We start from the raw sequence: 12,379 nt of genomic DNA, 5'->3' as shown, positions 1-12,379 counted from the left end.
GTCCCGGCTATCGGCAAAAATCCTAGACTGAGTGCGAAATATTGTATACAGAATGCCAAATAGGGAATGGAGGGATTCGCACCATGCGCCTTGCACTTGCCATCGGAGATGCCGGGGGCGTTGGCCCCGAACTGGCTGCCAAGCTGTTGAGCCACCCGGATATGCGGGATCGCGATATCATCGTGGTCGGGGATCGCAGCGTCCTGGCCATGGGCGCGGATCATGCCGGTGTGACCCTTGACCTGCCCGTCATCGGGCCGGATCAGGTCAATGGCGACCTGCCCTCTGGCCCGGTGCTGCTGGATCTTGCCAATAGCCCGGCGGACGGTGTGGTGCTGGGCGATTCCGATGCCGGAAATGGCGGCGCATCGCTGCAGAATTTCGCCGCCGTCTTGCGGCTGGCGCGGGCAGGGATCGCCGATGCGGCCATGTTCACGCCTTTCAACAAGCATTCCATGCGCCTGTCGCGCCCCAGCTATGTCGATGAGATCGGCTTTATCGACGCCACCATCGATGCCAGCCGCAGCGGGCGGGAATTCAACGTGCTGGAAGAGGTCTGGAACGCCCGTGTGACATCCCACATCCCGCTGCGCGAGGTGGCCGGACGGCTTAGCGTCGCGCGGATTCTGGACAGCATCCGCCTGACCACCGAGGTGATGGAGGGCGCGGGCAAGAAAGCCCCGCGGATCGGTGTCGCGGCGCTGAACCCGCATGCGGGCGACGGGCGCAATTTCGGGGATGAGGATGAGGATATCATCGCCCCAGCTGTCGCCGCCGCCGTGGCCGAGGGGCTGCAGGCAAAGGGGCCGATCCCCTCGGATACGGTCTTTGTGCGCGCGACACGCGGGGAATTCGACGCGGTGCTGACCATGTATCACGATCAGGGCCAGATCGCGATGAAGCTGATGGGCTTTGATCGCGGCGTCACGCTGATCGCGGGCTATGGCTTTCCCATCGTCACCCCGGCCCATGGTACCGCCTTTGACATTGCCGGGCAGGGCAAGGCGGATCTGGGCGCGACACTGGCCGCTGCCCGTTTGGGATTTGATCTGGCCAAACTGAACCCGGCCAAGGCCAGGGCACAGAGCCTGGCCGAGGATTGGGCGATTGCACCGGTCGCAGAACCGGGCATGGCGGCAGAATAAGCCGCCGATCCAAGGGAGTTTCCGGCCGCGCCGGAATTTTGTGGAGGAGAGAGATGACCAAACTGAAAACCGCGCTGATCGCCGCAACCGCCGTCATGGCCGCAGCCCCCGCCATCGCGCAATGGGAGCCGAACAACCGTCCCATCGAATTCGTGGTGGCCTCGGGCGCCGGTGGCGGCACCGACAACTTTGCCCGCACCATCCAGTCGGTGCTGAGCCGCGACGGCATTATCGACCAGTCCATCGTCGTGCTGAACAAGGGCGGTGGATCGGGGGCCGAGGCATTCCTCTATGCCAAGCAGAATCGCGGCGATGCCAACAAGATGATCTTCGGCACCAATAATGTCTATCTGCTGCCGCATGTGGCCAAGCTGGCCTATACGACCGATGACATGCAGCCGGTCGCCGCGCTGGCGCTGGATGAGTTTCTGGTCTGGGTCAAGTCGGATTCGCCCTATCAGACCGTGGGTGATCTGATCGAGGCCGCCAAGGCCGATCCGGGCCAGGTCGTCTTCGGCGGCAGCCAGTCCAAGGATACCGACGAAACGCTTGTCGCGCTGATCGAACAGAAGACCGGCGCCGATTTCAAATATGTGCCCTTCAATGGCGGTGGTGAGGTCGGTGTGCAACTGGCCGGCGGCCATGTCGCCGCGAATGTGAACAATCCCAATGAAAATCTGGGACAATGGCAGGCCGGGGCGGTGCGTCCGCTTTGCGTCTTCGCGCCCGAGCGGATGGCCGAAAGCGAGCCGGTCAGCGGCGATATGGGCTGGCACGATATCCCGACCTGCAAGGAATCGGGGCTGGAGATCGACAGCTACCGCATGCCGCGCACCGTCTGGGTGCCCGCCGATCTGCCCGAAGAGGCCGTCGCCTATTACCGCGACGCGCTGCAGAAGGTCTCGGAATCCGAAGCCTGGCAGGATTACCTGACCAAGACCTCGCAATCGGGGGCCTTCCTGACCGGGGATGAGTTGCAATCCTTCATCGATGAGAATGAAAGCAGCACCGTGGCCGTCTTCAAGGCGGAAGGCTGGACCGGCGAATAAGATCAGATCGGCCCCGGGCATCGTCCGGGGCCTTGTCTTGACTGGCGGAGAGGGCGCCCTGCATCGCGGGCGCGAAGGAGGGGAAATGACCGTCAAAAGATTTCACGCCGAGATTGTGACCGCATGTCTGACAGGTGCCCTGGGCATCGCGGCGGTCATCGGGGCGACAGAACTGGGGTGGCGCTGGTCCGAACGCGGTCCGCAACCGGGTTATTTTCCTTTCTATGTCGGATTGATCCTGCTGGGCGCCAGCCTGTGGAACATGGGCTCGGCTTTCGTCAGGCATCGCCGGGCGCTGGCAGAGGGCCTTGAGGGCGCTGCTGTCGAGGAACCGTTTCTGGATCGCGACAAGGTCAAGCGGCTTGGCGGGTTCCTGGGGGCGATGCTGGCCTTTGTCGTCGCGACGATGTGGCTGGGCATCTATATCGGATCGGCCGGGTACATCACCTATAGCGCCTGGCGAAAGGGCGGCTATCCGCTGCTGCTGTCGCTGGCCATCGGCTTTGGCTTCTCTGTCTCTCTCTACGTGATTTTCGAGGTGATCTTCAAAATCCCGCTGTTGAAGGGGCCGATCGAACCCATGCTGGGCATCTACTGAACGGGGGCGCGGAAAGATGAGCAATTTCGACCTGTTGATGCATGGTTTCAGCATCGCCATCACGCCGATGCATCTGATGCTGATGGTGGCGGGCGTGCTGATGGGGCTGGTTGTCGGCGTGCTGCCGGGACTGGGCGCGCCCAATGGGGTGTCGCTGCTGATCCCGCTGACCTTCGCGCTGGATCCCACATCCGCGATCATCCTGCTGTCCTCGATGTATTGGGGCGCGCTGTTTGGCGGCTCGACCACCTCGATCCTGTTCAATATCCCGGGTGAGCCAAGCTCGGTCGCGACGACATTCGACGGCTATCCGATGGCGCAAAAGGGGCAATCGACGCGGGCGCTGACGCTGGCCTTCATGTCGGCGGGGATCGGCGCGCTGCTGGGCATCATCGTGATCACCCTGCTGGCAGGATGGGCCTCGAATTTCGCGCTGAAATTCGGCGCGCCGGAATATTTCGCGGTCTATTTCCTGGCCTTCGCGGCCTTTATCGGCATGGGCAGCGCCTCGCCCGCCAAGACGCTGGTGTCGCTGAGCACGGGGCTGATCCTGTCCACCGTCGGCATGGACACGATCACCGGAGAGATCCGGCTGACCTTCGGCTATGACAACCTGCTGAGCGGGGTCAGCTTTCTGGTTGTGGTGATCGGGCTGTTCGGGATCGGCGAATTGCTGTCCACGGTGCAAGAGGGGCTGCGGTTCCGCGGTGTCTCGTCGCGCATTGATTTGCGCGATGTGCTGCGCACCATGGCGGAACTGCCGCGCTACTGGGCGACATCGCTGCGGTCGGGGCTGATCGGTATCTGGATGGGCATCACGCCGGGCGGGCCCACCGCCGCCTCTTTCATGAGCTATGGCATCGCGCGCCAGGCCTCGCGCAAGGGAGAGCCCTTCGGCACGGGGCGCCCCGAAGGCATCGTCGCCCCCGAAACCGCCGATCACAGCGCAGGCACCTGCGCGATGCTGCCGATGCTGGCGCTTGGGGTGCCGTCCTCGGCCACGGCGGCGGTGATGATGGGCGGGCTGATGATCTGGGGGCTGACCCCCGGTCCGATGCTGTTCGCGACCAAGCCCGATTTCGTCTGGGGCCTGATCGCCAGCATGTATATCTCGAATATCGTCGGGGTCATCCTTGTGCTGGCCACGGTGCCGATGTTCGCGGCGCTGCTGCGCATCCCCTTTGCCATTATCGGCCCGATCATCGTCGCGATCTGCTTTGTCGGGGCCTATACGGTGTCGAACTCGACCTTCGATCTGTGGCTGGTGCTGGTCTTCGGGCTGGTGGGCTATATGTTCAACCGGCTGGATTATCCGCTGGCGCCGCTGGTGCTGGCCATGGTGCTGGGCCACAAGGCGGAAAATGCCTTCCATCAGTCCATGGTGCTGTCGGACGGGTCGCTGGCGATCTTCTTCTCGAACCCGCTGGTGGGCGGGATCATGGGTCTGGCGCTGGCGCTGCTGATCCTGCCGAAGCTGCTGCAGTTGCGCGGCCGCCTGCGCCGCAAGCCTGCCGTCGAATAGGCGCTGCAAGATGAACCATCTGCGTTACTTCAGCGGGCGTGACAGCCGACAGGTCGATTGCGCCATGATCGGCACCGGCGGGTTCGGGCGCAGCTTTCTGGCGCAGGCGCGCCATGTGCGCGGCCTTGCCTGCCGCATCGCGGTGGACCGCCGGGTCGAGATCGCCGCCGATGCCTTGCAATCGGTCGGGGTCGCCCCGGAGATGATTGCCGTATGCGGTGACGCCGCCTCGGCCCGCAGCGCCTGGGACGAAGGCAAATTCATCGCAGCCGACGATCTGGCGGTGGTGGCGGATCTGCCCTTCGATGTCGTGCTGGAGGCGACGGGGCATCCCGATGCCGGGGCGCGGCATGCCGTTCTGGCGATCGAGGCCGACAAGCATGTGATCATGGTCACCAAGGAAACCGACAGCGTTATCGGGCCGATCCTGTCGCGTATGGCGGCCCAGCGGGGGCGTGTCTGTTCGCCGGTCGATGGCGATCAGCCCAGCCTGCTGATCGGGCTGGCGACATGGGCGGACACCATCGGGCTGAACCTGGTCGCGGTCGGCAAGGCCAGCGAATATGACATGGTCTTCGATCCGGCGACCGACAGCATCACCAGCAATGGCCAGCGGGTGCAGGTGCCGGGCTTCGGCGACTGGATCGAGGGCAGGGGGTGTGACTGGCCCGCCGTTGCCGCAGCGCGGGCCCGGCTTGCCGCCGCGTTGCCGCAACGCGCGGTGCCCGATCTGTGCGAGATGACGGTCGTCGCCAATGCCCTTGGCCTGCGCCCGGATCGCGCCGATCTGCATGCGCCCATCGCCCGGATCACCGAGGTCGCGGATATGATGTGCGCCGCAGTCGATGGCGGCCTGCTTGCGGGGGCGGGGCGGCTGGATGTGTTCCACTGTCTGCGCCTGCCGGACGAGCCCAGCTTTGCGGGCGGTGTCTTTGTCACCGTGAATTGCGAGGATCAGGAAACCTGGCAGATGCTGCGCGAGAAAGGGCATGTCGTGGCCCGAAATGGCCGGACCGCGATGATTGGCCTGCCGCGTCACCTGCTGGGGCTTGAGGCGGCGACCAGCGTCTTTGAAGCCGCGCTGCTGGGCGTCTCCTCGGGTGCGGATACGCCGCGCCCGGTGATCGACCTGACCGCCTTTGCCGAGGCCGATCTGCCTGCGGGCACCCTCTTGCGGGCCGAGGGGCATCACCACAGCATCGCGAATGTCGCGTCGCGCATGACGCCCGCCCGCGCGATCGCGGCGGATGCGCCGATCCCCTATTATCTGGCCGCGAACCGGCCCCTGCTGCGCGATATCCGCGCCGGTCAACCGATCCTCTGCGGCGATGTCGCGCTGGATGAGGGCTCGGATCTGTTGCGGCTGCGACGGATGCAGGATGTCATCGCCGCCGAAGGCTGGACTTGATCGCCGGGCTGGCACAGGGTGGCGCCATCTGGCTGTGACGACTGACGGAACATAAGGGACGCAAAATGCTGCTTGGCTGTATCGGCGATGATTTCACCGGCTCTTCCGATCTGGGCAATACGCTGGCCAAGGCCGGGATGCGCGTGGTGCAATATAGCGGCGTCCCGACTGGCCCTGCGGATCCTGATGTCGAGGCCGGGATCGTCGCGTTGAAATCGCGGTCGCTGCCTGTGGAAGAGGCCGTGCGCCTGTCGCTTGAGGCGCTGGAATGGCTGCAGGAACAGGGCTGTCAGCAGATCCTGTTCAAATATTGCTCGACCTTCGATTCCACGCCCGAGGGGAATATCGGACCCGTGGCCGAGGCTTTGGCCCGCGAGTTGGAGGCCGATCAGGTGATCTTCTGCCCGGCCTTTCCGGCTGCGGGCCGAACGGTCTATCAGGGCTGCCTGTTCGTGGGTGACCGGCTGCTGAACGACAGCGGCATGGAAAACCACCCGCTGACGCCGATGACCGACCCGGATCTGCGCCGCTGGCTGGCCTTGCAAAGCACGGTGGGCGTGGGACATGTCCCCGCCGCGACCGTGTGGCAGGGGGCCGATGCCGTGCGCGACCGGATCGCGGCTGAATCGGATGCGGGCAAGCCCTTCGTGATCTGCGATGCGATCCGGGACGAGGATCTGCTGACCCTTGGTGCTGCCGCCGATGGCGCGCCGCTGATCACGGGCGGGTCGGGCATCGCGCTTGGGCTGCCGGAGAATTTTCGCCGTCAGGGCCTTTTGTCGCCAGAGCCGCCGGTCTGGGAGGGGCAGGTTGGCCGGGTCGCGGTGCTGTCAGGGTCATGTTCGCGCGCCACGCGCGGTCAGGTGGCGCATCATATCGGTCTGGGCGAAGCGGCGCTGGAGATTGACCCGCGCGAGGTTCTGGCCGGCACCTTTGGCGCGATGGATGCCGCCGAATGGGTTCTGGGTCAGGATGGGGCGCCGCTGGTCTTTTCCTCGGCCGATCCGCGCACGGTCCGCGCCGTTCAGGCGGAATATGGCACCGAAGAGGTCGCCCATGCGCTTGAGGAATTCTTTGCCGATCTGGCCCGCTATCTGGTCGATGGCGGCGTGACGCGGCTGATCACGGCAGGGGGCGAAACCTCTGGTGCCGTGGTCGAGGGGCTGGAACTTGGCCAGCTTGACATCGGGCCAGAGATCGCGCCGGGCGTGCCCGCGATCCGCGCCGGTGAAGATCTGGTTCTGGCGCTGAAATCCGGCAATTTCGGTGCCGAGGATTTCTTTGACCGCGCTGCCCGGATGCTGGGGGATGAGGGATGAGCGACGAATCCCGCCTGCGCGAAAAGATCTGCGATCTGGCGCGCTCGATGTTCGATCGGGGGCTGACGGCGGGATCGACGGGCAATATCTCGGCCAGAACGGCGGATGGCGGGCTGCTGGTCTCGCCCACCGGCACCAGTTTCGGCCGGCTGGATCCGGCGCGACTGTCGCGCTTTGACGCCCGTGGGAACCATGTCGACGGCGACCGCCCGACCAAGGAAATGCCGCTGCATCTGGCCTTTTACGAGACGCGCGGGCGGACGGCGGCGGTGGTGCATCTGCATTCCTGCCACGCGGTCGCGCTGTCGGCCCTGCCGGGTGCGAATGCCGATGATTTCCTGCCGCCGATCACGCCCTATGCCTTCATGCAACTGGGCCGGGTCAAGCTGCTGCCCTATTTCCGGCCCGGCGATCCGGCAATCGGCGATGCGGTGCGCGGTCTGGCGGGCCGACGCTCTGCCGTGATGCTGGCCAATCACGGCCCGGTCGTCGCCGGTCTGGATCTGGACGGCGCCTGCAACGCCATCGAAGAGCTGGAGGCGACCTCGCGGCTGGCGCTGCTGCTGCGCGGCACAACGCCCGATATGCTGTCGCCCGCGCAGGTGGACGATCTGGTCAGGCTGCACGAGATCGCCTGGGGCGACGCGTGACGGCCTTTTCCGCCAATCTGGGCTTTCTCTGGTCCGATCTTCCGCTGCCTGAGGCGATCCGCGCCGCCGCGCGGGCAGGTTTCGACGCGGTCGAATGCCACTGGCCCTATGCCTTTGATCCGGCAGAGGTCAGGGCTGCGCTGGACCAGACCGGGCTGGTCATGCTTGGGCTGAACACCAATCGCGGCCAGCCCGGTCAGAACGGCCTTGCGGCGCTGCCGGGACAAGAGGTCGCGGCCCGGGCCGAGATCGACCGCGCCATCGCCTATGCCCGCGAAATCGACTGCGGCGCGATCCACGTCATGGCGGGTTTCGCCAGCGGGGCCGAGGCCGAGGCGACATTCATCCGCAACCTGACCCATGCCTGCCGCGCCGCGCCCGATCTGACCTTTCTGATCGAGCCGCTGAACCACCGCGACGCGCCGGGCTATTTCCTGACCGGCAGCGATCAGGCCCGCGATCTGATCACGCGCGCCGGGCTGCCTAATCTGCGGCTGATGTTCGATTGCTATCATCTGCAGATCATGGAAGGGGATATCTCGTGCAGGCTGGAAACGCTGTTGCCGCTGATCGGGCATATCCAGATCGCCGCGGTCCCCGACCGTGGCCCCCCTGATCAGGGAGAGCTGGATTACCGCCACGTGATCCGCTTGCTGCGCGATCTTGGCTGGGATCGCCCACTTGGCGCGGAATACCGTCCTGAGGGTGCGACCGAGGCATCGCTGGGCTGGCTTCAGACCCTGCGCGCCTGAGGTCCGGTGGCATAAGCACAGGGCGCGCGGGCCGGTAGAATAATATTCTCTTTTTGGATGAAATCTTGCCAGTTGCCGTTCCTTGGCAATGTCAGGGGCCATTGCTACCTGTCCCCCGATGCCATCAGAGGACGCCCCATGTCGCTTGCCATGTCGAATATCACCCGCCGTTTCGGCCAGACAGAGGTTCTGCGCGGGATCGATCTGACCGTCGACAAGGGCGAACTGGTCGCGCTTCTGGGGCCTTCGGGGTCGGGCAAGACGACATTGCTGCGCATCATCGCCGGGCTGGACTGGCCGGATGCGGGAAGCCTGGCCTTTGACGGTGACGACTGGCTGGCGCGCTCGGCCGCGCAGCGCCGGATTGGCATGGTGTTTCAGCATTATGCCCTGTTCCCGCATATGACGGTGCAGGACAATATCGCCTTCGGCCTGACCGTGCTGCCGCGCGGGCAGCGGCCCGGCAAGGCGCAGATCGCGGAGACGGTGCAGCGCCTGCTGTCCTTCTTGCAGATCGCGCAACTGGCCGACCGCTATCCGTCCGAACTTTCGGGCGGGCAGCGGCAGCGCGTGGCCCTTGGCCGCGCCATGGCGATCGAGCCGCGCGTGCTGTTGCTGGATGAACCCTTTGGCGCGCTGGATGCACAGGTGCGTCGCGATCTGCGCCGCTGGTTGCGCAATGTCCATGACAGCGCCGGCACCACCACGATTTTCGTCACCCATGATCAGGAAGAGGCTTTTGAGCTGGCCGACCGCGTCGTGGTGATGAATGGCGGCGTGATCGAACAGACGGGCCGCCCCGATCAGATCTATGACCACCCCGCCACGCCCTTCGTCGCGCGCTTTCTGGGGCTGACCGTCGAATTGCCGGTGACGATGCAGGCGGGCCGGGCGCAGGCGCCGGGCTTTGATCTGACGGCACTGGCCCGGCGCGCCCTTCCGGACGGTCCCGCGACGCTGTTCCTGCGCCCTGCCGATATCCGGCCCGTGGCCGATCCCGCCGCGCCGTTCCGCCTGACCGAGATCGCCTCGACCGGGGCCCTGCGGCGCATGGTCGCCGAAAATGACAGCGGCTGCCGCATCGAATCCGAACTGGCCCGCCGTGACTGTCAGGGGCTGGAAACCGGCATGCCGGTCAGCCTGTCGGCGCTGGCCGGACAGATCTTTTCCCGAACGGCATCGCCCGGCGCGACCGCGCCCTTTGCCGCAGATGACCATATACCGCACGCCCTCAAGGAGAACCGGCTGTGAAAACCCGTTTGACGACTGCCCTTGCGCTGATCCTTGGCCTTGCAGGCCCTGCTGCCGCGCAGGACGATTCAATCCTGAATGTCTCTTATGACATCGCCCGCGAGCTTTTCGCCGAGATCAATCCCGCCTTCGCCGCCCAGTGGCAAGAGACATCGGGCCGCAGCGTGGCGATTGAACAATCCCACGCCGGCTCTTCGAAACAGGCCCGCGCCATTCTGGAAGGGCTGCCCGCCGATGTGGTGACCTTCAATCAGGTCACCGATATCGATGTGCTGGCCGAGGGCGGCATGGTGGATGAAAACTGGCGCGATGCCTTTCCCAACGATGCCTCGCCCTATTACTCGCTGCCCGCCTTTCTGGTGCGCGAGGGCAATCCGAAGGGGATCGAGGATTGGGACGATCTGACCCGCGATGGCGTTCAGGTGATCTTTCCCAACCCGAAAACCAGCGGCAATGCGCGCTATACCTATCTGGCGGCCTATGCCTTTGCGCTGAAGCAGAATGGCGGCGATGCGGAACAGGCGCAGGATTTCGTGCGCAAGATCTTTGCCAATGTGCCGGTCTTCGACACCGGCGGACGCGCCGCCACCGCGACCTTTGCCGAGCGTGGCCTGGGCGATGTGCTGATCACCTTCGAGGCCGAAACCGGCGGCATCGCCCAGCAATATGCGGATGAGAATTTCCAGCGCGTCACGCCCTCGCTGTCGGTCCTGGCCGAATTCCCGGTTGCCATCGTCACCGAAAACGCCAAGCGCAAGGGCAGCGAAGAGGTGTCCAAGGCCTATCTGGATTACCTCTATACGCCCGAGGCGCAGCGCATTCTGGGCCGGCATTTCTATCGCCTGAACAACCCCGAGATCGCGGCCGAATTCGCCGCCGATTTCCCCGAGGTCGAACTGGTCACGGTGGATGATGTCTTTGGTGGCTGGGATCAGGCCCGGGCCGAGCATTTCGATGAGGGCGGCATTCTGGACAAGGTCTTTGTGAACCAATGACCGGGGCGGCCATCACCATGCCCCGTCGCGCGCGGTCGCGGCGGGTGCTGCCGGGCTTTGGCCTGACGATGGGGCTGACGCTCAGCTATGTCGGCATCATCGTTCTGCTGCCGGTGATGGCGCTGGTGCTGAAAGGGGCCGAGATCGGTCCGCAGCGCTATTGGGAGATCGTGACCGCGCCGCGCACGCTGGCGGCGCTGCGGCTGACGGTTCTGGCTGCAGCCATGGCCACGCTGTTCAACGCCATCTATGGCCTGCTGATGGCCTGGGTGCTGACCAGATACAGCTTTCCGGGGCGCAGGCTGCTGGATGCGATGATGGATATCCCCTTTGCCCTGCCGACGGCGGTGGCGGGGCTGTCGCTGACCGCGCTGTTTTCGGCCAATGGCTGGTACGGGCAGGTGCTGGAGCCTGCGGGCATCACGGTCGTCTATACGATCCTTGGCGTGGCCGTCGCGATGAGCTTTACCTCGGTCCCCTTTGTCGTGCGCACGGTTCAGCCGATTCTGGAGGATCTTGATCCCGCCGTGGAAGAGGCCGCCCGCAGCCTTGGCGCATCGCCGCTGACCATCTTTCGCCGGGTGATCTTTCCGGCCATCCAGCCCGCCTTTCTGGTCGGCGCGACCATCGCCTTTGCCCGGTCGCTGGGCGAATTCGGGGCGGTGATCTTTATCGCGGGGAACCTGCCGATGAAGACCGAGATCGCCTCGCTTCTGGCGATGATCCGGCTTGAGGAATACGACTACAACGGTGCTGCGGCCATCGCCCTGACGCTGATGGTGATTGCGCTGATCCTGCTGGGGCTGTCGAACTGGCTGCAGGGGCGGATGCAGCGCAAGGGGGGACGGGCATGAAGACCGCGATCCTCCCCGGAGCCTTGGCGCCGCGTGAATCGCGTGGTGCGGCGCGGCTGCTGATCGCGGTGGCGGTCGTGCTGACGGTGCTGATCATCGTCGTCCCGCTGGCCTATATCTTCTGGCGGGCGCTGTCCGAGGGCGTGGCGGTCTTTGCGCAGAACATCCTTGACCCGAATACGCTGCATGCGATCTGGCTGACGACGCTGGTTGCGCTGATCACCGTGCCGGTGAATATCGTGATCGGACTGTCCGCCGCCTGGCTGATCGCGCGCTTTACCTTTCCGGGGCGCAAGCTGCTGCTGATGGTGATCGAGCTGCCCTTTTCGATTTCCCCGATCATCGCCGGGGTCTGCTATCTGCTGCTTTACGGTCGTCAGGGCCTTCTGGGGCCGATGCTGGCCGATGCCGATATCCAGATCCTCTTTGCGCTGCCCGGGATCGTGCTGGTGACGCTGTTCGTCACCGCGCCCTTTGTCACCCGAGAGGTGCTGCCGCTGATGCAAGCGCAGGGGTCCGAGCAGGAACAGGCCGCGCTGACGCTGGGCGCCTCGGGGTTTCAGATCTTCCGGCTGGTGACCCTGCCCAATATCCGCTGGGCGTTGCTTTATGGCGCGGTGCTGGCTTCGGCCCGTGCGGTGGGGGAATTCGGCGCGGTGTCGGTTGTGTCCGGCTCGATCCGGGGGCAGACGAATACGCTGCCGCTGCAGATCGAATTGCTGTTCAACGATCTCAATATCGTCGGCGCGTTTGCGGCCGCCTCGACCCTGACGCTGATCGCGCTGGCGACCATGCTGATCAAGACGCTGATCGAGGGGCGCAGCAAGGCTGCCTGA

12 protein-coding genes are annotated in these 12,379 nt (G+C 64.9%); all 12 read left to right on the top strand.

Translation table 11 applies throughout. The annotated features are described in order from the left end of the window. Positions 1-83: 83 nt before the first annotated feature. The 12 genes from JHX87_RS07230 to cysW all read left to right on the top strand — a co-directional run bounded on the left by JHX87_RS07230 (position 84) and on the right by cysW (position 12,379). Positions 84-1,145 (top strand): 4-hydroxythreonine-4-phosphate dehydrogenase PdxA, encoded by a 1,062-nt coding sequence (locus JHX87_RS07230; protein WP_271886093.1) that lies wholly within the window; start codon positions 84-86, stop codon positions 1,143-1,145. A 53-nt stretch (positions 1,146-1,198) separates the two neighbouring features. Further along, on the top strand, positions 1,199-2,194 hold the full coding sequence (locus JHX87_RS07225) for a tripartite tricarboxylate transporter substrate binding protein (RefSeq protein ID WP_271886095.1): 996 nt from the start codon (positions 1,199-1,201) through the stop codon (positions 2,192-2,194). A gap of 85 nt (positions 2,195-2,279) precedes the next feature. After that, positions 2,280-2,792: a tripartite tricarboxylate transporter TctB family protein gene (locus JHX87_RS07220; protein WP_271886097.1), complete on the top strand. Its 513-nt coding sequence runs from the start codon at positions 2,280-2,282 to the stop codon at positions 2,790-2,792. 16 nt (positions 2,793-2,808) lie between these two features. Further along, on the top strand, positions 2,809-4,314 hold the full coding sequence (locus tag JHX87_RS07215; protein WP_271886099.1) for a tripartite tricarboxylate transporter permease: 1,506 nt from the start codon (positions 2,809-2,811) through the stop codon (positions 4,312-4,314). Between the two features lie 10 nt (positions 4,315-4,324). Then, complete coding sequence (locus tag JHX87_RS07210) at positions 4,325-5,722, top strand: NAD(P)H-dependent oxidoreductase (protein WP_271886101.1); 1,398 nt, start codon at positions 4,325-4,327, stop codon at positions 5,720-5,722. 65 nt (positions 5,723-5,787) lie between these two features. Then, the gene (gene otnK, locus JHX87_RS07205) at positions 5,788-7,041 is read left to right on the top strand and encodes a 3-oxo-tetronate kinase (RefSeq protein ID WP_271886103.1); all 1,254 of its coding nucleotides are present in this window, start codon (positions 5,788-5,790) and stop codon (positions 7,039-7,041) included. Further along, entirely contained in the window at positions 7,038-7,691 is a 654-nt protein-coding gene (gene otnC, locus JHX87_RS07200; protein WP_271886105.1) for a 3-oxo-tetronate 4-phosphate decarboxylase, read from the top strand. Before otnK ends, otnC begins: the two co-directional genes overlap by 4 nt. Further along, on the top strand, positions 7,688-8,443 hold the full coding sequence (locus JHX87_RS07195) for a hydroxypyruvate isomerase family protein (protein WP_271886107.1): 756 nt from the start codon (positions 7,688-7,690) through the stop codon (positions 8,441-8,443). The genes otnC and JHX87_RS07195 overlap by 4 nt, the downstream gene beginning before the upstream one ends. 138 nt (positions 8,444-8,581) lie before the next feature. Then, positions 8,582-9,694 carry a sulfate/molybdate ABC transporter ATP-binding protein gene (locus JHX87_RS07190; RefSeq protein ID WP_271886109.1) on the top strand — a complete coding sequence of 371 codons (1,113 nt, stop codon included), beginning with the start codon at positions 8,582-8,584 and terminating at the stop codon, positions 9,692-9,694. Continuing rightward, positions 9,691-10,689 carry a sulfate ABC transporter substrate-binding protein gene (locus JHX87_RS07185; RefSeq protein WP_271886111.1) on the top strand — a complete coding sequence of 333 codons (999 nt, stop codon included), beginning with the start codon at positions 9,691-9,693 and terminating at the stop codon, positions 10,687-10,689. Before JHX87_RS07190 ends, JHX87_RS07185 begins: the two co-directional genes overlap by 4 nt. After that, positions 10,686-11,543: a sulfate ABC transporter permease subunit CysT gene (cysT, locus tag JHX87_RS07180; protein WP_271886113.1), complete on the top strand. Its 858-nt coding sequence runs from the start codon at positions 10,686-10,688 to the stop codon at positions 11,541-11,543. Before JHX87_RS07185 ends, cysT begins: the two co-directional genes overlap by 4 nt. Further along, complete coding sequence (cysW, locus tag JHX87_RS07175; protein ID WP_271886115.1) at positions 11,540-12,379, top strand: sulfate ABC transporter permease subunit CysW; 840 nt, start codon at positions 11,540-11,542, stop codon at positions 12,377-12,379. The genes cysT and cysW overlap by 4 nt, the downstream gene beginning before the upstream one ends.

It is taken from the genome of Paracoccus fistulariae, assembly GCF_028553785.1.
GTDB lineage: Bacteria > Pseudomonadota > Alphaproteobacteria > Rhodobacterales > Rhodobacteraceae > Paracoccus > Paracoccus fistulariae.
Note: the sequence above shows the minus strand (reverse complement) of the source record. Positions and strands in the feature narration are given on the sequence as shown.

What these genes read in the sequence shown, in the direction of transcription:
- JHX87_RS07230 (WP_271886093.1), top strand. Translation starts at nt 84, where the DNA reads ATGCGCCTTGCACTTGCCATCGGAGATGCCGGGGGCGTTGGCCCCGAA.
- JHX87_RS07225 (WP_271886095.1), top strand. Translation starts at nt 1,199, where the DNA reads ATGACCAAACTGAAAACCGCGCTGATCGCCGCAACCGCCGTCATGGCC.
- JHX87_RS07220 (WP_271886097.1), top strand. Translation starts at nt 2,280, where the DNA reads ATGACCGTCAAAAGATTTCACGCCGAGATTGTGACCGCATGTCTGACA.
- JHX87_RS07215 (WP_271886099.1), top strand. Translation starts at nt 2,809, where the DNA reads ATGAGCAATTTCGACCTGTTGATGCATGGTTTCAGCATCGCCATCACG.
- JHX87_RS07210 (WP_271886101.1), top strand. Translation starts at nt 4,325, where the DNA reads ATGAACCATCTGCGTTACTTCAGCGGGCGTGACAGCCGACAGGTCGAT.
- otnK (WP_271886103.1), top strand. Translation starts at nt 5,788, where the DNA reads ATGCTGCTTGGCTGTATCGGCGATGATTTCACCGGCTCTTCCGATCTG.
- otnC (WP_271886105.1), top strand. Translation starts at nt 7,038, where the DNA reads ATGAGCGACGAATCCCGCCTGCGCGAAAAGATCTGCGATCTGGCGCGC.
- JHX87_RS07190 (WP_271886109.1), top strand. Translation starts at nt 8,582, where the DNA reads ATGTCGCTTGCCATGTCGAATATCACCCGCCGTTTCGGCCAGACAGAG.
- cysT (WP_271886113.1), top strand. Translation starts at nt 10,686, where the DNA reads ATGACCGGGGCGGCCATCACCATGCCCCGTCGCGCGCGGTCGCGGCGG.
- cysW (WP_271886115.1), top strand. Translation starts at nt 11,540, where the DNA reads ATGAAGACCGCGATCCTCCCCGGAGCCTTGGCGCCGCGTGAATCGCGT.